Here is a 24,455-nt window from a genome sequence, read left to right as displayed (position 1 = left end):
GATTTCTCATTTCTTGTAGTTAAGTAGGGGATCTAATTGTTTGACAAGAATACCTTTTTCTTCAAATTCTTCTATTTGTTCAGCAGGTACTCGAGTATCTGTTACTAAGTAAGCAAATGAGTCTGGCTTTGCGACTACAAATTGATGCACATAATTAATTTTTGTCGCATCTGCTAAAATAAAGGCAGCCCCACTGCACCTAGAAATCATAGATTCATTGATGATTACTTCCGGAAGAATTGCCGTACTCATGCCAACTTCGTTGTCAAATCCGTTACAACCTAAAAATGCTTTGTTGGCTTTGACTCTTTGAAGATTGTTTAAGGCAAAATCACCGGTCATTGTTTCTTTAGGAAAACGAAGCTCGCCTCCAGTCATTACTATTTGTACATTTGGGTCATGATCACAGAAAATAGCTTTTCCGTTATTTGTGATGATTGTGACCCTTTTTCCGATAATATATTTTATGACTAATAGTGCAGTTGAGCTTGTGTTGATGAAAATTGTATCTCCATCATCTACAAATGTTGCAGCAAACTTGGCAATCGCATGTTTATAAGCTTCGTTTGGATCTATGTCATGTTCAACAAAGTTTTGAACAAGTTTAGCACCACCATAGAAACGTTCAATAGCTCCCATGTCTTCCCAATATTGTAAATCTCTGCGAATTGTTAATGGTGTTACATTCAATTCTGAAGCCAGTTCTTCCACGTTTACAGTACCTTTGACCTGTATTTTTTGCATGATTTTTTTTCGTCGCTTATCTACGACTTCTTTTGTCATTTTCATAAAACCTCTCCCTTTTTACATGTGTTACTTAACCCTTTTAATGTTATTATTTTATTTTTATAATTTTCACAAAGATGCTTTTCTTTTATTTTATTACATAATAAAGTGAATTGATAATAGTATTGTATTTTTTCTCTAGGATTCATATTTTCTGTGTTAACGGATTTAAATACATTCAAACTTTGTTTATAATCCTTTCTTGATACTAAGTATACGGCATCCATAAATTCCCAGTTAAATAATGGTGAAACCTTTGCACCTTTTACTTTTGTGTTACGCATTCTTTCTAATTTATTATATTCTTGTTTTGCACAATCTAAATCATTCAACATAAATGAACAATAGAACTTTGTGTAATGATAGATCAATAACTGATCAATTGAACTGTGGAAAAACTTTGAGTTTTCTTCAATATGTTCCAAGCACTTCTTATATTCCATTTGATCTATATAATATAAAGTATCGAATATTTTTTTATCATTTTTATAGGCGTGAAATACGTCTTTTTTTAATAGTTCATTAAATTGTTTATTTGCTTTTTCAGGATTTAAATCATAGGCAATTGTTTTGATTGCCTTTCTATATAAATGCTTTAAATATTCAGAATAAAGTGCAATGCCCAAGATAATGATTAATAGAATGATAAATAGTATTTTAGTAGATATAAATTCAGCTTGAATGATCTTATAAATACTGTAGCCTGCAAATAAAATATAGAATGTATAAGATATAATTTGTTGAGCATTTTGTGAAAAAGACATCTTTTCTAATGTTTTCATGTTGTACCTTCTTTCTTTAAGTTTATTTTATCTAAAAAGAACATATAAGTCAATCATATAATGGGATTAAAAGAACGTAAAAATGGATATAAAGAATTAAATAATCATAAAAAAGTTAAAACAAACATATAATGCGATTGTTTTTAATCTTTTAATGTTTTATGATTTGAACGTCAAAAAACCATGGTAAAAAAACAGAAAGAGGAAAACAAAATGTCAAAAGTAGATGAAATTACAAGAGATTCTTGGATCATGTCAACTTTCCCAGAATGGGGTACTTGGTTGAATGAAGAAATTGAAAATGAAGAAGTAAAACCTGGCACTGTAGCAATGTGGTGGCTAGGATGTACTGGTATTTGGTTTAAAACACCTGGTGGTGCAAACATTACAATTGACTTATGGGCAGGAAATGGTAAACGTACTCATGGTGATGGAAAAATGAAAGTTGGCCATCAAATGGCTAATATGTGCGGATGTAGAAATATGCAGCCAAATTTAAGAGCCGTACCATTTGTAATCGATCCATTCGCAATTAAGCAAGTAGATGCAGTATTAGCAACACACTATCATCAAGATCACATGTCAGCTGAATATGCTAGTCACGTACTAAAATCAGGAATGACTACAGTGGATGAAAATGGAAATGAAATTCCAGTACCATTCATTGGTCCTAAAAAATCTGTTGAATTGTGGCAAAAATGGGGCGTACCTGCAGATCGTTGCATTACAGTAAAACCTGGAGATACATTTAAAATTAAAGATATTGAAATTGTTGTGCTAGATTCATTTGATCGTACTTGTATCACAACAACGGATTCACAGGGGCCGGATCGTGAAGATCTTCGTGGCAAATGTCCAACAGATATGGATGATAAGGCTGTGAATTACTTAGTAAAAACACCAGGAGGAAATATTTATCATTCAGGAGATTCTCATTATTCAATTTATTATGCAAAACACGGTAAAGATTACGATATTGATGTTGCGTTTGGATCATATGGAGAAAACCCAGTTGGAATGCAAGATAAAATGACAAGTGTAGATATCTTACGTATGGCTGAGGCTTTAAGAACAGATGTAGTTATTCCTATTCACTATGATGTTTGGACTAACTTTAAAGCAGACCCAAAAGAAATTGAATTGTTATATAATTATAAGAAAGATGTGTTAGATTACAAATTCCATCCATTTATTTGGGATGTAGGTGGTAAATATGTATATCCAACAGATAAAGCAAAACGTCAATATCACTATCGTAGAGGATTTGAGGATTGCTTCGAAGAGGAACCTAACGTTCCATATCGATCAGTTTTATAAGAAGAGGTAATGAATATGTTGAAAGAAATTGTTGAAAAAGGACACTATTGTTTTGTTGAGAAAGTTGATTCGTGGCAAGACGCCATTCGACAAAGTTATGCACCTTTGTTAAAGGATAATACAGTTGAAAATGAATATGTAGAAGCTGTTATTGAATGTGTCAATAAATATGGACCTTATATTGTGATTGTTCCAGGTATTGCGATGCCACACTCAACAGAAGGAGCAGTAGGATGTAATGGAACAGCTATTTCATTTATGAAGGTGGAAGAAGAAGTTGATTTTGATCCAGAAGATCCAGATAAAAAGGCAAAATTGTTCTTCTCTTTAGCAGCAATTGACCATGATCAGCATATTCAAAATATACAATCATTAATGGATACTTTGATGAATGAGGATATCGTTGAAGCATTGATGAATGCAAAAACAAAAGGTGATTTAGAAGAAATCGCTGATCAATATGAATAATATATGAGGAGAGTAAAATGAATATAATAATGACAGTATGGGACTTTTTTGCGACAAATATTTTGACGCAACCCGCATATTTTATCGGTTTGATCGTATTTATCGGTTACTTATTATTGAAAAAACCAATTTACGATGCATTTGCAGGATTTATTAAAGCTACAGTAGGATACATGATTTTAAGTGTTGGTTCTTCTGGCTTAGTTGGAAACTTTAGACCAATCTTAGTTGGATTAAAAGATCGTTTCAATCTACACGCAATGGTTATTGATCCATATTTTGGACAAAACGCTGTTACAGAAGGTTTACAGGAACAATTTGGTAGAACGTTCTCTCAAGTTATGATCTTATTGTTGATCGCATTTATTATGAACTTAATTTTAGTTCGATTAAAAAAATGGACAAAAATGCGTGCTGTATTTACAACAGGTCATGTACAGATGCAACAAGCATCAACAGCATTCTGGTTGATTCTATTCTGCTTCCCTAAATTAGGAAGTACACCAATTCTAATTGTTATGGGATTGATTTTAGGATTATATTGGGCTGTAGGTTCAAACTTAACAGTAGAAATTACGCAGGAATTAACTGAAGGTGGAGGTTTTGCGATTGCTCACCAACAAATGTTTGGTATCGCATTATTTGGTAGTATTGCTAAAAAGATGAAGGGTGAAAATTCAAAACGTTTGGATGATTTAAAATTTCCAGGATTCTTATCTATCTTTAATGAAAATATGGTCGCAACATCTATCTTGATGTTCTTATTCTTCGGTGCTATTTTAATGGTATTAGGAAAGGATTATTTAGTTGAAGCTGGATTTATCGCAGAAACACAAAACTTCTTCTTCTATACTATGACAACAGCGTTTAACTTTGCGGTATATCTAGCTATCTTACAATTAGGTGTTCGTACATTCGTTACAGAACTTACAAATTCATTCCAAGGTATTTCTAATTCATTCTTACCTGGAGCTGTTCCTGGTATTGATTGTGCCGCTGTATTTGGATTTGGTAGTTCAAACGCTGTAACAGTAGGATTCTTAATGGGTGCTTTAGGACAATTCTTAGCGATTGGTGCTTTATTGTTGATGCATTCACCAACATTGGTAATTGCAGGTTTCGTTCCTGTATTCTTCGATAATGCAGTTATCGCTGTATATGCTGATAATCGTGGTGGTATCAAAGCTGCAATGCTTCTTCCATTTATTTCTGGTTTAATTCAAGTATTCGGATCTGCTTTAATCGCTGGCTGGGTAGGATTAAGTCAATACGGAGGATATTTAGGAATGTTTGACTGGGCAACAGTATGGCCAATCTTTACAGTAATCATGAAATATGCTGGATACGTAGGTGTAGGAATCGTAGTATTGATTTTGGTGGCAATTCCACAATTACAATATCGTAAACACCCAGATACATATTTCTTAATTACAGAAGATTATGATGCATATTTAGAAAAAGTACAAGCTGTAAGTGCTGAATAAAAGGAGATATTACAATGGCAAAATTAAAATTATTAGTATGTTGTGGCAATGGTGCTGGAACAAGTATGATGATTAAATTAAATGTTGAAAAAGTGGCTAAAAAGATGGGACTTGATGTACAAGAAATTCATCACTGTGCAGTGAGTGAAGGAAAGTCTGCTGCTGGAAATTATGATATCGTATTGTGTTCAAAAAACTTCGTTCCTATGTTTGAAGACTCAAAGAAACGTGGAACTAAAGTTGTTGGACTTAAGAATGTAATGTCTGCAAAAGAAATCGAAGAAGGCTTAAAAGCAGCACTTAGTGAATAATAAAAAAATGAAAGCTGCGTTTATGCAGCTTTTCTTATACCCAAAAATAGACAAAAAGAGGAGATAATCATGAAAATTGTTAAGAAAAAACTAGATGATATGTACCGTTGCTATTGCGCAAGTAATATTTATTTTGATGGTCAAAACCATATTTTATTGGCAAGTGAAGATCCAAATGTCGCATGTAATATGTATTATGGAAAAGATTATGAAACAAAAGAAAATGTATGGACACATCCAGGTGGATGTATGTCAATCGTTCCAATTCCAGGAAAAGAAAAAGAGTTCCTTTGCGTTCAAGAATTCTATTTAAAGGTTACTCCATCTTTGGCAAAAATCGTATGGGGAAAATACGATAATGGAACATGGCAATTCAAAGATGTTGTGTCTGTGCCTTATGTACATCGTTTTGGAATTTTTAACCAGAATGGTATCAACTATTTGATCCTAGCAACAGTAGCTACTTCTAAAAAAGAAAAGAATGACTGGAGTGTTCCAGGAAGAATTTATGTAGCTGAATTACCAGAAGATCCAAGTACAGGAGTTGAATTAGAAGTATTATGTGATGGATTATATCGTAACCATGGTTTCTGGCAAACAAAAGAAGATGGTAAAGATGTTGGATACTTTGGAAGTGATCAAGGAATCTTACGTGTAAGTGCACCAGAAAAACGTGGTGGACAATGGAAGGTGGAACCAATTTTATCTGGACATATTGGTGAGATTGCTACAATCGATATCGATGGAGATGGCCAGGATGAAATCATGACGATCGAAGAATTCCATGGAAATACAATTCAAATTTATAAGAAAGATGGAAGTGAATATAAGAAAGTATGGCAATACGATAATGAAATTGATTTTGCGCATGCCTTAGTTGGCGCTAAACTTGCAGGACAAAATGCATTTGTATGTGGTGTCAGAAGAAAAGATTGCGAATTATTTGTCGTTACATATGAAGATGGAGAATACAAAGTCACAATGGTCGATAAAGGTGTAGGACCAGCCAACCTATGTGTTGTACATGAAGATAATAGAGACATCATTGTTGGTGCAAACCATACTGCAGCCCAAGCAGCAATCTACTTTGTTACGGAGGACTAAGATATGTTAGAAGAATTGAAGCAACGTGTATTAGATGCAAATTTATTATTACCAAAATATGGGTTGATCACATTCACATGGGGAAATGTATCTGAAATCGATCGAGAAAAAGGAATCGTAGCGATTAAACCAAGTGGTGTAGAATATGATGTCATGACGCGTGATGATATTGTGCTTGTGGATTTAGATGGAAATATTGTAGAAGGAAATCTACGTCCAAGCTCTGATTTAGATACACATTTGGAATTCTATCGTAATTTTCCAAATATTGGAGGTGTTGTTCATACACATTCCACTTGGGCAACGAGCTTTGCACAGGCAGGAAAAGATATCATTCCATTAGGAACTACACAGGCAGATTACTTTCATGGAGCTGTTCCTTGTACCCGTTTTATGACAGAAGAGGAAATTCATGGTGATTATGAATTGGAAACAGGAAAAGTAATTGTAGAGGAATTTAAAACACGCAACATTGATCCAGATAGAGTTCCTGGTGTATTGGTACATTCACATGGACCTTTCACTTGGGGAACGGATGGATTCAATGCAGTTCATAATGCGGTTGTTTTAGAAGAATGTGCAAAGATGAATGCAATCGCATCTTTATTAAGTAACAATGAAATTGATTCCATGCAGCAGGTTCTATTAGACAAACACTTTAATCGTAAACATGGACCAGGAGCTTATTATGGACAAGCTAAATAGAGAATATAGACTCGGTCTATATGAAAAGAGTATGCCAAGTACGCTTACTTGGGTAGAGAAATTGACAATTGCCAAGAAGAGTGGATTTGATTATTTGGAAATCAGTATTGATGAAAGTGATGCAAAGCTTGCAAGATTGGATCAGCCAACGAATGAAATCAAGGAAGCCATTCAAAAAACGGGTGTTCCTATTTCTTCAATGTGTTTAAGTGGACATCGTAAATATCCACTTGGATCACATGATAAAGAGATTCAAAAGAAATCATTGGAAATCATGAAGAAAGCCATAGATTTTGCGGCTGATTTAGGTGTTCGTATTATTCAGTTAGCTGGATATGACGTCTATTATGAAACTGGGGATCTATACACAAATCATGATTTTGAAACAAATCTAAAGAAATGTGTGGAAATGGCTGCTGAAAAAGGAATTGTATTAGGTTTTGAAACAATGGAAACACCATTTATGGATACAGTAGAAAAAGCGATGCGCTATGTAAATTTAGTAAGCAGTCCATATCTAGGTGTATATCCAGATATTGGAAACTTAAAAAATGCATCTTTATTATATGGTGTAGATGTAGACGAAGATTTGATGTGTGGAAAAGGACATATTTTTGCGAGTCATTTAAAAGAAACTGTTCCAGGTAAATATCGTGAAATTCCATTTGGGACAGGGCATACAGAGTTTGTGAAAAATATCAAAACATTGAAACGACTTGGAGTGCGTATGTTTGTTGGAGAATTTTGGTATGTGAACAATGAAGACTGGCAAGATGTTGTAAAAGATGCTGGGGTATTTTTAAGAGATAAGTTAGATAAGGGATTTGAGTAAATGAATATAAAAGAATTAGAACTTCATGCGAACAATATTCGTAAGAATATATTAACCGAAGTATATAGTGCCAACTCAGGACATCCAGGAGGATCCTTGAGTGGTGCAGATATTTTAACAGAAATCTATTTTGAACAGATGGATATCAATAAAAACAATGTTGATTCAATTGATCGCGATCGTTTTGTGTTAAGTAAAGGGCATGCGAGTCCATTATTGTATGGAACATTAAAAGAAAAGGGGTTGTTAGATGATGATTTAACTACATTTAGAAAGATCAATTCAAATTTACAAGGACATCCCAACATGAATGAAGTTACAGGTGTAGACATGTCTACAGGATCTTTAGGACAAGGTGTTTCTTGTGCTGTGGGCATGGCTATTGTCAATAAGCATGTCGATAAGAATACACATCGAATTTATTGCTTATTAGGTGATGGGGAATGTGAAGAAGGACAAGTATGGGAAGCTTGCATGGCAGCAGCTCATTATAAATTGGATAACTTATGTGCCGTTTTAGACTACAATCATTTACAGATTGATGGAAATATTGATGATGTGATTTCACCAGAGCCATTCGCAAGTAAATTTGAATCTTTTGGATGGAACGTATTGGACGTAAATGGACATGATTTTTATGAATTAAGAAATGCGTTTGAACAAGCTAAACAAGTTAAGGATAAACCAACTATGATTATTGCCCATACAATCAAGGGTAAAGGTGTTTCTTATATGGAAAATAACTATGCATGGCATGGAGCTGCACCAAATGATGAACAATATGAAACGGCAATGAAAGAGTTAGGAGGTCTTGAATAATGGCAAAAGAAGCAACACGTAATGCCTATGGGAAGGCTTTGGCAGAATTAGTTGTAGAAAGAGATGATGTATTAGTATTAGATGCGGATCTTACAAAATCTACAAAGACAATCGATGCAAAAAAGGCAAGACCGGAACATCATTTCAACATGGGAATTGCCGAAGGAAATATGATGGCAGTCGCTGCAGGCATGGCTGCATCAAATAAAGTGGTTTACGCATCTAGTTTTGCGATGTTTGCGGCAGGAAGAGCTTTTGAACAGATTCGTAACAGTATCTGTTATCCAAACTTGAATGTAAAAGTATGCGCAACGCATGCTGGAATTACAGTTGGAGAAGATGGTGCAAGTCATCAATGTATTGAAGATATTGCACTTATGAGAAGTATTCCAAATATGAAAGTATTTGTACCATGTGATCAATATCAGGCAAAGGCTATTGTAAAGGCAGTAGCTGATATTGCAGGACCTTGTTATGTAAGACTTGGGCGTGGTGCAGTAGAAGATGTATATGATGAAAATTATAAGTTTGAATTGGGTAAAGGAAAAGTTTTAAGAGAAGGTCATAAAATCGCATTGGTTGCGACAGGAATGATGGTGCAAGAGGCATTGAAAGCCACTAAAATTTTAGCTAAAGAAGATATCTCAGTTACAGTTGTAGATATGCCTTGTATCAAACCAATTGATGAAGAGTTGATTGAAGAAATCGCAAAATCCCATGAAATCATCATCACTTGTGAAGAACACAATGTGTATGGAGGACTTGGAAGTGCTGTTAGTGAAGTAACTTCTAAGAAGAGTCCAGTGCGTGTGGAAATGATTGGTATGCAGGATACTTTTGGAGAGAGTGGAACACCGAATGAATTATTAGCGAAATATGGTTTGAATGTAGATCATATTGTTGAAAAGGTAAAGGAATGTCTTTAAAAAATATTAAATTGATTGTTGCTGATTTAGATGGTACGCTTTTGCATGATGATAAAAGTTTAGATCGAAATATTAAAAGTGTTCTGATTGAAAAAAATGTTCCACTTACTTTTGTATCGGGTCGAAATGTGCATATTATTCAGGATTATATAAAAGAATTAAATATTACTTTACCTTATATTACGAATAATGGAGCAAACATGTTTTTGGGTGATACATGTATTTATGAATGTCCAATTGATTCTAGTGAATTAAAGACTTGTTTAAATATATTAGTCGCAAACAAAGTTGCGTTCCTGGCTTATACGAATCAGACAATCTATTCAGTTGGATCTCAAGATGGGTTAGATGAATTTAAGAAACGATTGATTGGTAAATGCGAAATTGTTGAAGATGCCAATATTGAAGATATTGTTAGGGAATCAATATTTAAGGTTGTGATGATCCATCCAAATATGGAGAGGGTAAAAGATCAATTGAATTCTGTTTGCGATAAAACATTATGTATGCAATCGGAAGGCATTATTTACACTTTAACAAATTCAGATACTACAAAAGGGAAAACCTTAAAAAAGCTATTGGAATACCTTGATATAGACGCAAACAGCGTACTGGCTTTTGGTGATAACTATAATGATATTTCTATGTTTGAAGTTGCAGATGGTGTTGCTGTAGAAAATGCACAGGAGAGTTTAAAAGAAGTCGCAAAGTATTTAACAAAATCAAATGAAGATGATGGAGTTTCTTATTTCATTCAAAAGAATTTGTGATAGATAAATTTCTATCACTTTTTTATTGACTTTGGAAAAGCAAACTCCTATAATGCCTATAAAGTTACTAGGAATAGTAAGCGGAGGTACTAATTATGAAACGATGTTGTAGCTCTTTAAATGAATAATATTGAATTTATTTAATAGGAGGAAAAGAAAATGACAGTATATAAAGCAATTTCAGATTTAATTGGAAATACACCATTAGTAGAATTAACACATATTGAAGAAAAAGAAGGTTTAGAAGCTAGCGTTGTTGCGAAAGTAGAATTCTTTAATCCAGCAGGTAGTGTAAAGGATCGTATCGCAAAGAAAATGATTGAGGATGCTGAGAAAAAAGGGTTGATCAAGCCAGGTGCTACATTGATTGAGCCAACAAGTGGAAATACTGGTATTGGTATTGCGTCTGTTGCAGCAGCTAAGGGATATAAGGCTATTATGACAATGCCTGAAACAATGAGTGTAGAGCGTCGTAATTTATTGAAGGCGTATGGCGCAAAAGTTGTTTTAACAGATGGCAAAGCAGGTATGAAGGGGGCTATCGCAAAAGCACAGGAATTGGCAGCTGCTACACCAAACAGTTTTATTCCAAGTCAATTTGAGAATCCATCAAACCCACAGGCGCATTATGAATCGACTGGTCCAGAAATTTGGAAGGATACAGAGGGGAAAGTTGATATTTTTGTTGCCGGTGTTGGAACGGGTGGTACTGTAAGTGGTACAGGTAAATATTTGAAGAATCAAAATCCAAATGTGAAAGTGGTTGCGGTTGAACCTAAAACAAGTCCAGTATTATCCCAAGGTCATGCAGGTCCTCATGGTATTCAAGGTATTGGTGCTGGTTTTGTTCCGAATACTTTGGATACAAGTGTATATGATGAAGTCTTTACAGTCACAAACGAACAGGCTTATGAAACAGGTCGTTTAATTGCACATAATGAAGGTATGCTAGTGGGTATTTCAAGTGGTGCTGCTACATATGCCGCTATTCAAATTGCAAAACGCCCCGAAAACAAAGGGAAAACAATCGTCGTATTATTACCAGATACAGGTGAGCGTTATTTATCTACTCCAATGTTTGCGGAATAATAAAAAAATACGAAGTAAAAAATTACTTCGTAAATGTCTTGGCATAGCCATGATCTTCTCTAGAACCCGTACCAATGGGTTCTTTTATTTTTCCAATTTCTTCAATTTCAAATGGTGTTAATTGATATACATAGTTTAGCCAGTTTCGATATAGAAGATTGGCATGGCTTCTCCATTTTAAGATAGGTTCTTTTTCTGGATCATCATCGGGAAAATAATTGAATGGAATATGGATGGGTTTATTGGCTTTTAAATCTCTAAAATATTCATCTTTTAATGTTTCTTTTCCATATTCTAAATGACCTAAAATAAATATTTGACGATAGTCTTTTGTGACAATGATGTTTGAACCAATTTCATCATTTTTAGATAGTATGGATAAGCATTTTACTTTTTTAACTGCTTCTTCATCAATAGCCGTATGTCTTGAATGTGGCGTATAGTGGATTTCATCAAAGCCATTGGTTAAAAAGTCATATTCATCGACTAATTGTTCTGGGAAGATGCCGAATACTTTTTCTGGCAAGATATGCTTTTGAACTCCATAATGATAATACAGTCCGGCTTGGGCTCCCCAACAAATATGTAGTGTAGAATAGACGTGAGTCTTAGACCATTCCATGATTTCTTCAAGTTCATTCCAGTAATCAACATCTTCGTATTCAAGATGTTCTACTGGAGCTCCTGTAATGATCATTCCATCGTAATAATTATTTTTTAATTTGTCAAAGTATGTGTAGAATTTGACTAAATGATCTTGGCTTGTATTTTTAGAAACATGGTTTTTGACCATCATAAAATCAATATCAACTTGAAGTGCACTTTTTGAAATTAATCGTAAGATTTGTGTTTCCGTTTCTATTTTTTTGGGCATTAGATTTAAAATCACGATCTTTAATGGTCGAATTCTTTGTTTATGTGCACTTTTATCTTCAATCGCAAAGATTTTTTCACTTTCTAATATGTCTTTTGCGGGCAATGCATCGGGTATGTTGATTGGCATATATGAACAACTCCTTTATTTGTATACACTTTATTATACGCGAAAAAAAACAGAATGGAAATTTTCCATTCTGTAAAAGACTATGCTTTCATTGCGTCTAGTGCTTGTTGTAAATCGTTGATAATATCTTGTGCAGCTTCAAGACCTACAGAGAAACGAATTAAATCTGGAGCAACACCGGCTTCTTTTAATTGTTCTTCACTCATTTGACGGTGTGTATGACTTGCTGGGTGTAATAGACAAGTTTTGGCGTCTGCAACATGGGTTACAATAGAAGCAAGTTTTAAGCTGTCCATGAATTTTTCAGTTTGATTACGATCTGCTTTTAATCCAAATGACAATACACCACAAGTTCCGTTTGGACAATATTTTTTAGCTAATTCATGATGAGGGTCACTTTCAAGATCTGCATATTTTACCCATGCAACATCTTCATTGGCTTCTAAGTATTTAGCTACAGCTAGTGCATTTGCACAATGTGCCTTCATACGAACGGCTAATGATTCTAATCCTAGATTTAAGTAATATGCGTTTTGAGGTGCTTGGATTGATCCTAAATCACGCATCAATTGGCTTGTAGCTTTTGTGATATAAGCTAATTTACCAAATTTTTCAGCATATACAATACCATGGTAGGATTCATCGGGTGTAGTTAGTCCTGGATATTTATCGGCGTGTTCTAGCCAGTTGAAGTTACCACTATCTACAATAGCTCCACCTACACAAGATGCATGTCCATCCATATATTTTGTGGTAGAGTGAGTAACAATATCAGCTCCCCATTGGATTGGTTGACACATAATTGGTGTAGCGAATGTGTTGTCAATGATTAATGGAACTCCATTCGCATGAGCAACTTTCGCAAATTTTTCAATATCGAAAATACGTACAGTTGGATTTGTAATGGTTTCTCCAAAGACACATTTTGTGTTTGGTTTGAATTCTTTTTGAAGATCTTCTTCACTGATTTCTGGGTCAACAAATGTACAGTCGATACCCATTTTCTTCATTGTTACACCAAATAGGTTGTAAGTTCCACCATAGATGGCACTAGAAGCAATTAAATGATCTCCAGCTTCACAAATGTTGAATACCGCAAAGAAGTTGGCAGCTTGTCCACTTGATGTTAGCATAGCAGCAATACCACCTTCTAAAGCAGCAATCTTACTTGCGACAATATCGTTTGTTGGGTTTTGAAGGCGTGAATAGAAATATCCACTGTCTTCTAAATCGAATAATCTTCCCATTTGAAGACTTGAATCATATTTAAAAGTAGTACTTTGATAAATTGGTACTTCTCTAGGCTCGCCGTTTTTGGGTTCATAACCGGCATGTAAACATTTAGTTTCTGTTTTCATAATTTTTTACCCTCCGCTTTTATAATCATTATTTTAAGCTTTTCTTTATAAAAAGTAAAAGAAAAGCTTAGATTACATAATCAAAGCTTTGTTCACGATTTAAAATGTCTTGTAGTGATATTCCTTTTAAATAGGTTTCAATCACTTGATTTAATCCTTCATAAATATAAAGTGTAGTACAATCTTCTTTTCTTGGACATACATTTACTTCAGTGTCTAAGCAGGCAACACAAGACAAATTGCCTTCCGTTGCGACTAATACGTCATATACAAGGATTTGGTCTGGATTTTTTGCGAGCTTATATCCCCCTTGAAAACCACGGTTGGATTGAACTATTCCACTTTTTGTAAGAATTGGAACGATTTGTTCTAAATATTTTTTAGAGATGTTTTGTCTGTCGGCAATATCCTTTAGTGTTATAAAGCCTGAATCATTATGTTGAGCTAAATCTATAAGTAGGCGAAGGGCATAGCGACCTTTTGTAGATATTTTCATTTTTATTCCCCTTTTCTTTTTATTATAATAATATATATTTAGTAGGTTTTCTAGCAAAGAGGTAAAAAATGGTTAAAATTGTCGTTTTTGATTTAGACGGAACACTATATGATTCACATAAACATATTGATAAAGATACAGTTTATAAAATAATTGAACTTGAACAAAAAGGTATTGTAGTTGGGATTGTGACTGGAAGGTTTTATGAAGAGTTGGATGAAGTTATCGAAAAACTAAAACTAAGAGAATACAATGGTTTTGTAGCAAGTTCGAACGGTTTAGAAATACATGATTTTTTAGATGGGAAAATAAAGTGTTTTACGCGACTCTCAAAAGACGAAGTAAAAGAATTGGTAGAAGAAGCAAAGAAACATCATATGATTAGTTATGTTTGGCAAAATGGTCGTTATTCGATGTTTGATATATCATTTATGAATGGATTAAAAAAGCTTGCTTCAGCAATTCCCTTTGATGAGCATTATATAAAAGCATTAAGAGAGACTGAATTTGAGAAGAGTATATCTTTAGAGGTACCTTTATATGATAAGGTGTGTTTTGCGGGACTTCCAATCTTGAAATTAAAAAAATCAATCTTAAAACAGCATCCAGAATATCGGTTTTATGATGTTGGAAGACTCGGAACTGAATTATGCAAGAAGGATGTTGGGAAGCTTGAAGCTATTCAATTCATTTGTAGGAAGAAAAACACCTCTATAGATTGTGTAATGGCTTTTGGAGACAACGGAAATGATGTGAATTTACTAGCCTCTTGTGGATATGGAGTTGCGATGAGAAATGGGAGTGCACGGGCAAAAAAAGCCGCTAAATATATTAGCGACTATACAAATAATGAGCAGGGTGTGCTTCGATTTATAAATTCGTTTTTTGGATGAAATATTGATCTAAAAAGATAAGAATTCCATTTAGTACAAGGAAGAATCCAGTTAAAGAGAAAATAAAGTCTAAGGATTGAATGGGTTTCATAAGTAATACAATTCCGACAACTAAGATAAAGATAGCTCCGGCAAGATTGACTTTCCATTGTTCAAAACCATTATCTTTTAAGAGTAATACTTTTTGAAAATGAGATAGGGAATTAATAATCAATAGAATTCCTACAAGCATAGGTAAAATACTAATGAATTTTTTTGATTCAAAACTCATATATAGGCCTACAGACAATAAGAATATGCCTAATACAAGAGTTGTTAGTGTTGTACTATTTCTTTTCTTGAAATATGTATATAGAAATAGAATCGCAATGACTAAAAAGATACATCCAATAACTCGCGTAATTGTTGTTAATATGGAGACGTTAAATATGCATAAGACTAAGCCAGATAAAATGCATAGAATTGCCGATGAGATAGCTTCTGTTTTTGTTTCTTTCATATAATCACAACCTTTCACAATTATTATACTCTGTTGTATAATTATTTTAAGAGGTGATGAACGTGAAAGTTGCAGTTTTGTTAGAAAATGGATTTGAAGAATTAGAAGCTATGGGTCCAATTGCCTTACTTAGACGTGGTGGACTTGATGTGGATATGATTGGTGTCAACAATGAGGAACAGGTTACAGGTCGTTTTGGCGTAACCTATTCGAGTGTGTTTCCAATGAACAAATATGACTTTAGTGATGTGGATTGTTTAGTTTTACCTGGTGGTCCACATTATCAAAAGCTAGAAAAGAATGAAGAAGTATTAAAATTAGCTCATGAGTTTGCCGAAAATAAAGTATTGGCAGCTATTTGTGCTTCTCCAACAATCTTAGGTCATGAGGGTATCTTAAAAGGTAAGAAATATACTTGTTTTAAAGATATGGATGAAGATTTTGGTGGCGAATATCAATATGAATATGCCGTTACAGACGGAAACATCATTACGGGTGTAAGTGCAGCAGCAAGTATTGAGTTTGCGTTTGCGATTCTAGAAAAGCTTTGTGGTAAAGAACACACAGAAAAAGTAAAAGCATCGATTTATTATGATGCAAAGCACTAAAAAAAATTGTCATCGTGAATGATGACAATTTTTAGTTTATGCTTCTTCATTTAATAAATGGAATTTTTCAAAGATATAGAATAGTAAAGACATGATCATTCCTGTGATACAAGCAAGTACCATTCCTGATAAGGAAATATTTCCTAAGTGAATTGTTACTCCGCTAAGTCCAACAACGAATACAACGGATGTTAAAATCATGTTTACACTTTTTCCATAATCTACTTTTTGATCGACTAGAATTCTTAATCCACTTGTACCAATCATACCGTATAGTAAGAAACTGATTCCACCGATAACTGGATTTGGAATTGTTTGAATCAATGCAGATAATGGACCAATGAATGAACAGATGATGGATAGGATGGCAGCTCCAGCAATAACTTGTACGCTGTATACGCCAGTAATCGCCATAACTCCAATGTTTTCTCCGTAAGTTGTAGTTGGAACAGATCCAATTAAACCTGAAATCATTGTTGAGAAGTTATCTGCAAATAAAGAGCGATGTAGTCCTGGATCTTTGATTAAGTTTCTTCCTACAACTTCACCTGTAACGATTTGGTGACCAATGTGTTCCGATGCGATAACTAATAATACGGGAAGCATCATTAGAATGGCATCTATACTGAATTTTGGTGCTTGGAAGTTTGGAATTGAAATAAAGCTTGCTTCTAATACAGGAGTAAAGTCTACAATGCCTACGGCAACAGCAGTTAAATATCCTGTAACTACGGCAATTAAGATTGGAATGACGCTTAAGAATTTTTTGAAGCATACACTTCCAATTACGGCCATACCAAGTGTAACCGCAAAAACAATCACGTTTTTAGGGTCAATGTTATCTCCTAGAATTCCAGCTGTATTTGCAGCAGATGAAGATAATTCTAGACCAATTAATGCAACAACGGGTCCCATCGCGGCAGATGGTAGTACGATATCAATCCATTTAGTTCCAAATTTCTTGATGATCATTGCCAATAAACATCCGCAAAAACCAACCACAACAAATCCACCACATGCGTATGGATATCCAAATTTTGCGATAATGATATTTGCGGGAGCAATGAAGGCAAAGCTACTTCCTAAATAGGCTGGTGCTTTTCCTTTTGTGATAAAAATAAACAACAATGTTCCGATACCATTCATGAATAGTACGATAGCTGGGTTAATACCGAATAAGAATGGTACTAATACACTGGCTCCAAACATTGCGAACATGTGTTGAATACTTAATGGTATCAGCAGATTTGCGGGTACTTTTTCTTCAACTTGAATAATTCGTTTTGCCATGAAAAATATTCTCCTCCTAAAATATACCTTAACTTTTATACCACATTTTAATGGATTATGAAACTAATTTAGGCTATAATTATCAAGTAGTGCGCCTGTAGCTCAACTGGATAGAGTATCAGATTCCGATTCTGGCGGTTGCAGGTTCGAGACCTGTCAGGCGCACCATTTAGGTGAAATATGGAAACAATACTTTTTGATTTAGATGATACATTAATTGAATCGATGCACGTATGGGAAGACGCCATCATTCGTTTATTTAAAAAGATGGATTTGTATATGAGTATGGAAGAGGCTCGTCAAATCTTTTTTACGATGAAATTTTCGGAAGTTTTAACATACATTAAAGAAAGATTTCATACTAAACAAGATGAGGCTTGGATGTTCAATGAAGTAAATGAAGATATCTTGAATCAATATGCGTATCATATTGAGGCAAAGAAGGGTGCTTTGGATTATATAAAGAAGTGTGCTTCAGAAAATAAAAAGATGGCTGTATTAACATCAAACACAAGGGCATTATCTGAAAAAGTATTAGATCGACTTGGTATGTTGGAATATATGGAGAATGTATATTCAGCAGATGAATTGAAGATGTCAAAAAGAGAAGTGGATATCTATGAGTATGTATTGAAAGATTTAAATACAACTGCAGAAAGTGCGATTGTATTTGAGGATTCGATGTATGCGATCAATACAGCTCGATCATTAAATATTGAGTGTATTGGTTTAGTAAATCCAAACAATCAAAAGGTGTTTGAAAAAAACCATGTAAAAACAATCGTTGATTTTACAGAATTGTGTTAAAATCATGATATGTCCCAGTAGCTCAGTTGGATAGAGCATTCGCCTCCTAAGCGAAAGGTCGTAGGTTCGACTCCTATCTGGGACGCCATATTGAGTTAAAAATAGCGCTGAAATCGTTTGACTTCAACGCTTTTTTGTATTCTCTTTTAATCAGAATAATACTTTTGATTTTTACTTTTTGGCTTGTCAGGAATTGTCAATTTTAGTTTACCTGCATCAACTAGTGGTTGAATATATTCTTTTGTCACAAAAGATGTTGTTTTAATATCTAAATATTCAGCAATTTCTTTTCTTGATTTTGGTGACTTACAAAAACGTATTAAGTCAATATCTTCATTGTCGTTTGAGGTATGTTGATTATTATATAAAGTAACAACAAATTCATTTCTTTTGTTTTCAAATACAGGTTCAGGTAAATTATATTCCTTCATTTCTCTACGTATTGTTGGGATACCAGAATATCTGTTTTCAGTCTTTAATAAAAATTCAGACATTGTAGCAAGTGCAGGATTTCTTAAATCGGGTCTGGCTTTGCCTAAATCAAAAATTGTCATTCTTCCGTATAGGCTTCCAGGACTATGTATTTCTAAGCGGTTTGTGAAGAAGCAAATTTGGATAGGGGTACCTTCCGTATAAATGCTGTAATCACGATGAATTAACGCATTTAAAATGGCTTCTCTTATAGCGTTGATAGGATATTCTGTTTTATCTTCTCTTTTACCATTGTTTGGATTGATGATTGTTTGAACTTTTATATTTCTTTTACAAAAAGCTATGGCTTCATCCAACATTTCTGATAAAGTGCCTTCAATTCTTTTGTTGTCTAGAAAACGTATTCCATCGCTAGTGATGTCGCCAATCGTTTCTCCTGGAACAACGATTGCGGTAATAGCTAATTGCGGTAATAGTCCTTGTGGATAGATTCCAAAATTTAAAACGGATGCTAGTGTGGGAATATTATTACGTGTGATTGATAGTAATTCATAAATTTGATTTTCGGATAATTTTGAAAATCCTGGCCGATTTAATTTCATTTGTAGAATAAAATTATTGATGTCATTTTCCCTTAATAAAGAAAGAGTAGCTCGATCAATGGGCCTTTCATCATCGTGTACATGTGATTTAAAGGATTCGAAGTTATAGATTTCATAATCTGTCATTGGTAAATCAGCATCTCCAACTCGCACATAAGAACCTTTGACTTTACCTGCACCAGCATAGTAACACGGGCGATTTGTGATATCGATAGAGGGAATTTCTGCACTACAAATATTGACGCCTTCGTATTCAGTAATTGTAAAAATAGCGCGGATTTGAGGAATCATCTGATTGCATTGTTCGGTTACTTTTTTCTGTAGGTCTTGTAAATCATAGACACCTACTGGTTTAAAGTTTTGTGTTTCATCTAATCCAAATACAATAATTCCACCACCATCCTGATTTGAAAAACTAGAAAGAGTGTCATATAAACGTTTTGGTGTTCCTCCATGAGCTGCTTTTACTTCGATAGTTTGTGATTCTGCTTGTGTGGTAATTATTTGTTTAATTAAATCATTTAATTCGATATTCAGCATTATTTTCCTCCTTTAAATTTATTTATGCAAATAAATTATAGTAAATAAAATAAGCTAATTCAATAAAATTAGTTAAGTAATTCACTTAAAATGAATGAAAATTGATTTAAATTATAATTTTAGTTAATTAAAATGCATTTAACTTAACAAAAAAGGACTTTAAGTTAACTTATTATTGTGAAGGAGTTAATAAAAATGACAAAACTATAAAAATATTATACCTGTATCTCATTTAGATAGAGAGTTTTCCTCCTAAGCGAAAGGTCGTAAGTTCAAATCTTATCGGGGACACCATATAGCTCATAAATAAATGTTTTTTAGCATCTTCTTATCAGAAATTAGATGAATTTATCTGCTTTTCCAGCTAATATGCATCTTTTAAGAACATTTGATGAGTGGTCAAACATAAGAGTATTAGAAATATAAAACAAGACAATATGAACAAACTCCTTTTACATAGCCAGAAAATCCTGATATATGAGAAAGGAGTTTTTATTATGCGAAATTGTAAAGTAATCGCAGTCACAAATCAAATAAGAAAAAATCATTTAATTTGTAGATTGTTAGTTAAAATGATATATTATGAAGGAAGAGTCGGTATGGAGACTATAAACCCATGCCATTGATCGGAACAAAGACCTAAAACTTGTTCTAGTGCAGAGAAAACTGCTAAACATCTTAAAAGGCGAGCAATCGCCTTTTAATTTTGTGGAGGAAATAAGTATGTTAAACAATAAAGCATTCGACCTTTGGGCAGATGGTTACGACAAAACTGTCGGCATTTCTGATGAGAAAAACACATATCCTTTTGCTGGTTACAAAAAGGTACTTGGATTCATTTTTCAGACTATAATGAAAACTGAAAATGCCATTGTTTTGGATATTGGGTTCGGGACAGGTACATTAACAACAAAGCTATATGAGCAAGGGTGCTCCATATATGGACAGGACTTTTCATCTAGGATGATTGAGTTGGCATCTGAGAAAATGCCCAATGCACATTTATATCAGGGGGACTTTTCAAAAGAGCTTGTCGAACCATTGCAAAATTTTCGTTATGATTATATTGTTGCGACATACTCTTTGCATCATTTGACGGATGATCAGAAGAAAGATTTCTTTCTAGAATTGCGTAATCACTTAAAGAAAAACGGCAAAATTATAATCGGCGATGTTGCCTTTGAAACACGAAAGGATTTAGAACAGTGTAAATTGAAGGCAGGAGACACATGGGATAATGATGAAATCTACTTTGTCGTTGAAGAACTGAGAAAAGATTTTCCAGGTCTTTTATTTACGAAAATGTCCAGTTGCGCTGGTGTCCTGATTTTGGACTGACAAATTCAAGTTTATTGAAAAAAGAAAGAAGTGATAGCATTGACAAGAATTTGCTGTTCTCATTGTGGTCATGAAACGGCAAAAAATTGTTTATAGAATTCCAATAATGACTACTCAACTTCAAAAAGATATAGATGATCATAAAATTTATTTGGTACGTGGTAAAACGATGCCACCTTCAAGTCGATATTGTTTTCATTGTCATAAAGATGTTTGTTATTCATTTTTACCTATTGATGAAACTTCTACTACTTCAGTTGAATCTGAAATGGGTGGTTTTTATGAAGGATATCAAAATATTGTTGTAAAAAAGATTAAAGATTGGTTTGTTGATTCTTATTCAGATTCTATTGGTACTTTAGAATGCAAAACAAGTATTGATTTAACTGAAAAGGAATATAAGAAGTTTATCCATAATATATATCCTACATTAAAGAATGGAATGAAAACTATGATGATTTAGATATTTGTGATAAAACAACCTGGTCTATTATTATAAAAGCAATTAACAGTTTAGGTTTACCTGAATTTCAATAGGCATTAGCACTTCAGCTAGTGCTTTTCTTTAATCAAGTGAGCAACATAATGTTCACACTATTAGAAATTAAAAGAATCATTCTATTACCGAAAATTTAATAATTTTTAAAAAAGTGGGAATAGGAGAGAACGTTATGCAACTTATTGTTAGAAAAAATATTTAGATGAGTTGATTGAATTATATGGTACACCCGATATAAAGGTTATTACTGGAATTCGTTGTAGTGGGAATCAGTATTACTTCAGGAATTTATCACATATTTAAAATCATTAAATGAACAAATCAATATTGTGATGATTAATCTTCAAGAGTTGGAATTGATCATTTGTTAGAATATCATGCCTTGCATAAATATATTATGAATCAATACAAAGAAAAATGACAAATGTACTGTTAATTGATGAGGTACAGATGTGTCCTCAATTTGAACTTGCAATTAATAGCATTTATGCAAAAGGAATCTATGATATTTATATTACAGGTTCTAATGCGTTTTTACTCAGCTCAGATTTGGCAACACTGTTTACTGGAAGAACAATGGAAATAAAAGTATACCCATTTTCATTTAAGGAATATCTAACTTATTATAAAATCACAGATGGATATGATGATGCTTTTGATCAATACGTCAAAACTGGAGGAATGCTAGGTGCTTATGTCTATAAAACGGAAAATCGACAATATGACTATGTACGAGATGTTTATTCAACTATTATCATTCGAGATTTAGTTGAAAAGTATAAGATAAGAAATAAACTAGAATTTACGAATATATCCGAATTTATGATGGATAACATTGGAAACTTTCTTTCTCCAAATAATATCTGTGAGACTTTAAAGAATAATCAAAGTGAAATAACAAGAAAGACTGTTTCAAAATACATTGGTTATTTAGAAAATGCTTTTCTATTTTATGAAGCAAAACGATATGATTTGAAAGGAAAAAAATACCTAACCAACAATAGTAAGTATTATCTTTGTGACTCTTCTTTTCGTTATGCAGTAAATGGTACACGAAATATGGACTATGGAAGAGTATACGAAAATATTGTTTATTTAGAGCTACGTAGAAGAGGTTATGAAGTATATGTTGGCAAACTGTATAAAAAAAGAAATCGACTTTGTTGCCAAGAAACGTGATACACAAATATATATTCAAGTAAGTGATAATATTTCGAATGAAAAAACATTTGAAAAAGAATACACACCATTACTTGCGATAAAAGATGCATACCCTAAGTTGATTATTACAAGAACATGTCATGAAACATATGATTATCAAGGTATTCAAGTTATTGATCTTTGCAGATGGCTTAGAGAAGAATAACGATTCGTTTTCAAAAGCATCATGGGTTCTGTCCAGACAATGTCTGGATGACTTTATTGTATGAGTTAAATCTACAGTGTTACTTAACTGAAAATAATTAGGTGCCTAAAAATCAGTACAGAGCATTACCACTTTGGTAGTGCTTGATGCTAGTATATTTATAGGACAGGTAAAACATCTCGAATTTGATTTGATAAGGAACCAATCACATTAAAAATAGAATGAGATATTGAACATGACTGTCCTAGATATTGTAGATTCTTGTGCATATGTTACAATGTCAAGAAACAGTAAAGCCTATGACCAAGAATTTAAAGAAAATGTTATTAATTATGTTTTAGAACATCCAGAAGAAAAATACACTGCGCTTGGAAATAAATTCGGTGTTCATCCTACAACAATTGGTGGTTGGATGAAACAATATCGCAGCAATGATAATCAAGTCATCGTTAGAGGCAGTGGTAATTATGCAAGTGATGAAGCTAAAGAAATCGCCAAATTGAAAAAGGAACTAAAAGACACAAAGGACGCGTTAGAAGTATTAAAAAAAGCTATTGGCATACGTCCAAGTAAAGCAGCGTGAAATCTACGAAGCGGATGATCAACAAAAGAAAAAAGATCAAACCATTTCCGTAGCCAGTGTGCTAAAAACAATTGGGGTTAGTCGTTCAGGTTTCTATAGCTATAAAAAGAATGAAAATCTACCTACTCAGACACAAATAAGAAATGAGCATCTTCAAAAAAGAAATCAAGAAAAATTATAGCATGGGTATTAACGCGAACAATGGATGCGGACAAGGTGTTAGAATGCTTAATAAAAGCTAAAGAAAGACGTGAAACTGATCATCCGATTGTGATCCAAAGTGACCGCGGAGTACAGTATACATCAGAATTATACCAGCGATTAACTAAAGGTATGGTTATTAGCTATTCATGGAAAGGAACTCCATGGGGCAATGTGTGCATTGAATCTTTTCATTCCTTGATAAAAAGAGAATGGCTACAATTTTATAAAATTGATAATTATTATGGAGCATATAAAATCGTATTTGAATATATAGAAGGATTTTATAATACAACACGAATTCATTCACATTGTGAATATGAATCTCCACAAGATTTTGAAAACAATATTTGAAACATAAACATTAAAAAACAAGATATTTAAGTTGTCTTAAATCTGGCGTAGTATCAAATTATAGATGATTTCGGACTTATGAATCTTGATGTCGAGAAATGTAGACATCTATTTGAAATTCTTGATTCAAGAGAAAGTAGAAAATCGACAGTGATAGTTTCTCAAATCCCAGTAAAAGAATTGTACGATTTAT

30 protein-coding genes and 3 tRNA genes are annotated in these 24,455 nt (G+C 33.5%); 25 read left to right on the top strand and 8 right to left on the bottom strand.

Annotation, left to right across the window (positions count from 1 at the left end):
* Window positions 1–6 precede the first annotated feature (6 nt).
* Both LJE08_RS03360 and LJE08_RS03355 read right to left on the bottom strand, forming a co-directional pair.
* Window positions 7–789, bottom strand: coding sequence for a DeoR/GlpR family DNA-binding transcription regulator (locus LJE08_RS03360; protein ID WP_227402403.1), 783 nt, complete (start codon window positions 787–789; stop codon window positions 7–9).
* Window positions 786–1,568 (bottom strand): hypothetical protein, encoded by a 783-nt coding sequence (locus LJE08_RS03355; protein ID WP_217255969.1) that lies wholly within the window; start codon window positions 1,566–1,568, stop codon window positions 786–788. Before LJE08_RS03355 ends, LJE08_RS03360 begins: the two co-directional genes overlap by 4 nt.
* A 213-nt stretch (window positions 1,569–1,781) precedes the next feature.
* On the opposite strand from LJE08_RS03355, the gene ulaG reads away from it, so the two are divergent.
* The 11 genes from ulaG to cysK all read left to right on the top strand — a co-directional run bounded on the left by ulaG (window position 1,782) and on the right by cysK (window position 11,393).
* Window positions 1,782–2,885, top strand: coding sequence for an L-ascorbate 6-phosphate lactonase (ulaG, locus tag LJE08_RS03350; RefSeq protein ID WP_117925471.1), 1,104 nt, complete (start codon window positions 1,782–1,784; stop codon window positions 2,883–2,885).
* Between the two features lie 15 nt (window positions 2,886–2,900).
* The gene (locus LJE08_RS03345) at window positions 2,901–3,353 is read left to right on the top strand and encodes a PTS sugar transporter subunit IIA (protein WP_227402402.1); all 453 of its coding nucleotides are present in this window, start codon (window positions 2,901–2,903) and stop codon (window positions 3,351–3,353) included.
* A gap of 17 nt (window positions 3,354–3,370) precedes the next feature.
* Entirely contained in the window at window positions 3,371–4,837 is a 1,467-nt protein-coding gene (locus tag LJE08_RS03340; RefSeq protein WP_117925467.1) for a PTS ascorbate transporter subunit IIC, read from the top strand.
* A 14-nt stretch (window positions 4,838–4,851) separates the two neighbouring features.
* Complete coding sequence (locus LJE08_RS03335; protein ID WP_117571377.1) at window positions 4,852–5,148, top strand: PTS sugar transporter subunit IIB; 297 nt, start codon at window positions 4,852–4,854, stop codon at window positions 5,146–5,148.
* 69 nt (window positions 5,149–5,217) lie between these two features.
* Window positions 5,218–6,252, top strand: a complete 1,035-nt coding sequence (locus LJE08_RS03330; protein ID WP_117925465.1) for a hypothetical protein — start codon at window positions 5,218–5,220, stop codon at window positions 6,250–6,252.
* A 3-nt stretch (window positions 6,253–6,255) separates the two neighbouring features.
* Window positions 6,256–6,957: an L-ribulose-5-phosphate 4-epimerase gene (locus LJE08_RS03325; RefSeq protein ID WP_117925464.1), complete on the top strand. Its 702-nt coding sequence runs from the start codon at window positions 6,256–6,258 to the stop codon at window positions 6,955–6,957.
* Entirely contained in the window at window positions 6,941–7,789 is an 849-nt protein-coding gene (locus LJE08_RS03320) for an L-ribulose-5-phosphate 3-epimerase (RefSeq protein ID WP_227402401.1), read from the top strand. Before LJE08_RS03325 ends, LJE08_RS03320 begins: the two co-directional genes overlap by 17 nt.
* A complete protein-coding gene (locus LJE08_RS03315; protein ID WP_217255966.1) occupies window positions 7,790–8,608 on the top strand; it encodes a transketolase in 819 nt (272 codons plus the stop codon).
* Window positions 8,608–9,534, top strand: coding sequence for a transketolase family protein (locus tag LJE08_RS03310; RefSeq protein ID WP_227402400.1), 927 nt, complete (start codon window positions 8,608–8,610; stop codon window positions 9,532–9,534). The genes LJE08_RS03315 and LJE08_RS03310 overlap by 1 nt, the downstream gene beginning before the upstream one ends.
* Window positions 9,525–10,304, top strand: a complete 780-nt coding sequence (locus LJE08_RS03305; RefSeq protein ID WP_227402399.1) for an HAD family hydrolase — start codon at window positions 9,525–9,527, stop codon at window positions 10,302–10,304. Before LJE08_RS03310 ends, LJE08_RS03305 begins: the two co-directional genes overlap by 10 nt.
* Window positions 10,305–10,463: 159 nt before the next feature.
* A complete protein-coding gene (gene cysK / locus LJE08_RS03300; RefSeq protein WP_186999569.1) occupies window positions 10,464–11,393 on the top strand; it encodes a cysteine synthase A in 930 nt (309 codons plus the stop codon).
* Window positions 11,394–11,415: 22 nt separating this feature from the next.
* On the opposite strand, the gene metA is transcribed toward cysK, so the two are convergent.
* The 3 genes from metA to LJE08_RS03285 all read right to left on the bottom strand — a co-directional run bounded on the left by metA (window position 11,416) and on the right by LJE08_RS03285 (window position 14,250).
* The gene (gene metA / locus LJE08_RS03295) at window positions 11,416–12,396 is read right to left on the bottom strand and encodes a homoserine O-succinyltransferase (protein WP_227402398.1); all 981 of its coding nucleotides are present in this window, start codon (window positions 12,394–12,396) and stop codon (window positions 11,416–11,418) included.
* A gap of 80 nt (window positions 12,397–12,476) precedes the next feature.
* Entirely contained in the window at window positions 12,477–13,754 is a 1,278-nt protein-coding gene (locus tag LJE08_RS03290) for an O-acetylhomoserine aminocarboxypropyltransferase/cysteine synthase family protein (RefSeq protein ID WP_117925450.1), read from the bottom strand.
* A gap of 67 nt (window positions 13,755–13,821) precedes the next feature.
* Window positions 13,822–14,250: an Rrf2 family transcriptional regulator gene (locus tag LJE08_RS03285; protein ID WP_186999567.1), complete on the bottom strand. Its 429-nt coding sequence runs from the start codon at window positions 14,248–14,250 to the stop codon at window positions 13,822–13,824.
* 68 nt (window positions 14,251–14,318) lie between these two features.
* Here LJE08_RS03285 and LJE08_RS03280 point away from each other — a divergent pair, with 68 nt between their 5' ends.
* Window positions 14,319–15,143 carry an HAD-IIB family hydrolase gene (locus tag LJE08_RS03280; RefSeq protein ID WP_227402397.1) on the top strand — a complete coding sequence of 275 codons (825 nt, stop codon included), beginning with the start codon at window positions 14,319–14,321 and terminating at the stop codon, window positions 15,141–15,143.
* Here LJE08_RS03280 and LJE08_RS03275 read toward each other — a convergent pair.
* The gene (locus LJE08_RS03275; protein WP_227402396.1) at window positions 15,121–15,642 is read right to left on the bottom strand and encodes a DUF308 domain-containing protein; all 522 of its coding nucleotides are present in this window, start codon (window positions 15,640–15,642) and stop codon (window positions 15,121–15,123) included. The genes LJE08_RS03280 and LJE08_RS03275 overlap by 23 nt on opposite strands.
* A gap of 62 nt (window positions 15,643–15,704) precedes the next feature.
* On the opposite strand from LJE08_RS03275, the gene LJE08_RS03270 reads away from it, so the two are divergent.
* Complete coding sequence (locus tag LJE08_RS03270) at window positions 15,705–16,250, top strand: DJ-1/PfpI family protein (RefSeq protein WP_117925442.1); 546 nt, start codon at window positions 15,705–15,707, stop codon at window positions 16,248–16,250.
* A gap of 36 nt (window positions 16,251–16,286) precedes the next feature.
* Here LJE08_RS03270 and uraA read toward each other — a convergent pair whose 3' ends face one another.
* Window positions 16,287–17,540 carry a uracil permease gene (uraA, locus tag LJE08_RS03265; RefSeq protein ID WP_227402395.1) on the bottom strand — a complete coding sequence of 418 codons (1,254 nt, stop codon included), beginning with the start codon at window positions 17,538–17,540 and terminating at the stop codon, window positions 16,287–16,289.
* Between the two features lie 91 nt (window positions 17,541–17,631).
* On the opposite strand from uraA, the gene LJE08_RS03260 reads away from it, so the two are divergent.
* From LJE08_RS03260 to LJE08_RS03250, 3 genes are all read left to right on the top strand, one after another.
* Window positions 17,632–17,708 (top strand) — tRNA-Arg (locus LJE08_RS03260).
* A 12-nt stretch (window positions 17,709–17,720) separates the two neighbouring features.
* Window positions 17,721–18,347, top strand: coding sequence for an HAD family phosphatase (locus tag LJE08_RS03255; protein ID WP_217255963.1), 627 nt, complete (start codon window positions 17,721–17,723; stop codon window positions 18,345–18,347).
* 11 nt (window positions 18,348–18,358) lie between these two features.
* Window positions 18,359–18,435, top strand: a tRNA-Arg gene (locus LJE08_RS03250).
* Window positions 18,436–18,493: 58 nt separating this feature from the next.
* Here LJE08_RS03250 and LJE08_RS03245 read toward each other — a convergent pair.
* Complete coding sequence (locus LJE08_RS03245; RefSeq protein ID WP_227402394.1) at window positions 18,494–19,921, bottom strand: ATP-binding protein; 1,428 nt, start codon at window positions 19,919–19,921, stop codon at window positions 18,494–18,496.
* A 223-nt stretch (window positions 19,922–20,144) separates the two neighbouring features.
* Here LJE08_RS03245 and LJE08_RS03240 point away from each other — a divergent pair.
* From LJE08_RS03240 to LJE08_RS03200, 9 genes are all read left to right on the top strand, one after another.
* Window positions 20,145–20,215: transfer RNA gene (locus LJE08_RS03240), tRNA-Arg, on the top strand.
* A gap of 429 nt (window positions 20,216–20,644) precedes the next feature.
* Entirely contained in the window at window positions 20,645–21,259 is a 615-nt protein-coding gene (locus LJE08_RS03235) for a class I SAM-dependent methyltransferase (protein WP_217255959.1), read from the top strand.
* A gap of 106 nt (window positions 21,260–21,365) precedes the next feature.
* Window positions 21,366–21,722 (top strand): hypothetical protein, encoded by a 357-nt coding sequence (locus LJE08_RS03230; RefSeq protein WP_227402393.1) that lies wholly within the window; start codon window positions 21,366–21,368, stop codon window positions 21,720–21,722.
* Between the two features lie 453 nt (window positions 21,723–22,175).
* Window positions 22,176–22,937 carry an ATP-binding protein gene (locus LJE08_RS03225; RefSeq protein WP_227402392.1) on the top strand — a complete coding sequence of 254 codons (762 nt, stop codon included), beginning with the start codon at window positions 22,176–22,178 and terminating at the stop codon, window positions 22,935–22,937.
* Window positions 22,885–23,124, top strand: coding sequence for a hypothetical protein (locus LJE08_RS03220; RefSeq protein ID WP_227402391.1), 240 nt, complete (start codon window positions 22,885–22,887; stop codon window positions 23,122–23,124). The genes LJE08_RS03225 and LJE08_RS03220 overlap by 53 nt, the downstream gene beginning before the upstream one ends.
* 235 nt (window positions 23,125–23,359) lie before the next feature.
* Complete coding sequence (locus LJE08_RS03215; protein WP_227402390.1) at window positions 23,360–23,707, top strand: transposase; 348 nt, start codon at window positions 23,360–23,362, stop codon at window positions 23,705–23,707.
* A complete protein-coding gene (locus LJE08_RS03210; protein ID WP_227402389.1) occupies window positions 23,679–23,888 on the top strand; it encodes a hypothetical protein in 210 nt (69 codons plus the stop codon). Before LJE08_RS03215 ends, LJE08_RS03210 begins: the two co-directional genes overlap by 29 nt.
* 20 nt (window positions 23,889–23,908) lie before the next feature.
* Window positions 23,909–24,262 (top strand): integrase core domain-containing protein, encoded by a 354-nt coding sequence (locus LJE08_RS03205; RefSeq protein WP_255650297.1) that lies wholly within the window; start codon window positions 23,909–23,911, stop codon window positions 24,260–24,262.
* Window positions 24,263–24,319: 57 nt separating this feature from the next.
* Window positions 24,320–24,455 (top strand): ATP-binding protein (locus tag LJE08_RS03200; RefSeq protein ID WP_227402423.1); only part of this gene is annotated, 136 nt, incomplete at its 3' end.

It is taken from the genome of Holdemanella sp. DFI.5.55 (assembly GCF_020593575.1).
GTDB lineage: Bacteria > Bacillota_I > Bacilli_A > Erysipelotrichales > Erysipelotrichaceae > Holdemanella > Holdemanella hominis.
The sequence above is the reverse complement of the archived record's forward strand: the minus strand, read 5'-3'. Positions and strand labels throughout refer to the sequence as shown.

Bases quoted from the DNA above. Each gene is read 5' to 3' on its own strand.
- LJE08_RS03255 (WP_217255963.1), top strand. From the start codon at position 17,721: ATGGAAACAATACTTTTTGATTTAGATGATACATTAATTGAATCGATG.
- LJE08_RS03315 (WP_217255966.1), top strand. From the start codon at position 7,790: ATGAATATAAAAGAATTAGAACTTCATGCGAACAATATTCGTAAGAAT.
- LJE08_RS03345 (WP_227402402.1), top strand. From the start codon at position 2,901: ATGTTGAAAGAAATTGTTGAAAAAGGACACTATTGTTTTGTTGAGAAA.
- LJE08_RS03335 (WP_117571377.1), top strand. From the start codon at position 4,852: ATGGCAAAATTAAAATTATTAGTATGTTGTGGCAATGGTGCTGGAACA.
- LJE08_RS03280 (WP_227402397.1), top strand. From the start codon at position 14,319: ATGGTTAAAATTGTCGTTTTTGATTTAGACGGAACACTATATGATTCA.
- LJE08_RS03340 (WP_117925467.1), top strand. From the start codon at position 3,371: ATGAATATAATAATGACAGTATGGGACTTTTTTGCGACAAATATTTTG.
- ulaG (WP_117925471.1), top strand. From the start codon at position 1,782: ATGTCAAAAGTAGATGAAATTACAAGAGATTCTTGGATCATGTCAACT.
- LJE08_RS03205 (WP_255650297.1), top strand. From the start codon at position 23,909: ATGGATGCGGACAAGGTGTTAGAATGCTTAATAAAAGCTAAAGAAAGA.
- LJE08_RS03325 (WP_117925464.1), top strand. From the start codon at position 6,256: ATGTTAGAAGAATTGAAGCAACGTGTATTAGATGCAAATTTATTATTA.
- LJE08_RS03230 (WP_227402393.1), top strand. From the start codon at position 21,366: ATGACTACTCAACTTCAAAAAGATATAGATGATCATAAAATTTATTTG.
- cysK (WP_186999569.1), top strand. From the start codon at position 10,464: ATGACAGTATATAAAGCAATTTCAGATTTAATTGGAAATACACCATTA.
- LJE08_RS03285 (WP_186999567.1), bottom strand. From the start codon at position 14,250: ATGAAAATATCTACAAAAGGTCGCTATGCCCTTCGCCTACTTATAGAT.
- LJE08_RS03355 (WP_217255969.1), bottom strand. From the start codon at position 1,568: ATGAAAACATTAGAAAAGATGTCTTTTTCACAAAATGCTCAACAAATT.
- LJE08_RS03220 (WP_227402391.1), top strand. From the start codon at position 22,885: ATGTTGGCAAACTGTATAAAAAAAGAAATCGACTTTGTTGCCAAGAAA.
- LJE08_RS03310 (WP_227402400.1), top strand. From the start codon at position 8,608: ATGGCAAAAGAAGCAACACGTAATGCCTATGGGAAGGCTTTGGCAGAA.
- LJE08_RS03225 (WP_227402392.1), top strand. From the start codon at position 22,176: ATGACAAATGTACTGTTAATTGATGAGGTACAGATGTGTCCTCAATTT.
- LJE08_RS03305 (WP_227402399.1), top strand. From the start codon at position 9,525: ATGTCTTTAAAAAATATTAAATTGATTGTTGCTGATTTAGATGGTACG.
- LJE08_RS03320 (WP_227402401.1), top strand. From the start codon at position 6,941: ATGGACAAGCTAAATAGAGAATATAGACTCGGTCTATATGAAAAGAGT.
- LJE08_RS03330 (WP_117925465.1), top strand. From the start codon at position 5,218: ATGAAAATTGTTAAGAAAAAACTAGATGATATGTACCGTTGCTATTGC.
- LJE08_RS03215 (WP_227402390.1), top strand. From the start codon at position 23,360: ATGACTGTCCTAGATATTGTAGATTCTTGTGCATATGTTACAATGTCA.
- LJE08_RS03360 (WP_227402403.1), bottom strand. From the start codon at position 789: ATGAAAATGACAAAAGAAGTCGTAGATAAGCGACGAAAAAAAATCATG.
- LJE08_RS03245 (WP_227402394.1), bottom strand. From the start codon at position 19,921: ATGCTGAATATCGAATTAAATGATTTAATTAAACAAATAATTACCACA.
- LJE08_RS03235 (WP_217255959.1), top strand. From the start codon at position 20,645: ATGTTAAACAATAAAGCATTCGACCTTTGGGCAGATGGTTACGACAAA.
- LJE08_RS03275 (WP_227402396.1), bottom strand. From the start codon at position 15,642: ATGAAAGAAACAAAAACAGAAGCTATCTCATCGGCAATTCTATGCATT.
- uraA (WP_227402395.1), bottom strand. From the start codon at position 17,540: ATGGCAAAACGAATTATTCAAGTTGAAGAAAAAGTACCCGCAAATCTG.
- LJE08_RS03290 (WP_117925450.1), bottom strand. From the start codon at position 13,754: ATGAAAACAGAAACTAAATGTTTACATGCCGGTTATGAACCCAAAAAC.
- metA (WP_227402398.1), bottom strand. From the start codon at position 12,396: ATGCCAATCAACATACCCGATGCATTGCCCGCAAAAGACATATTAGAA.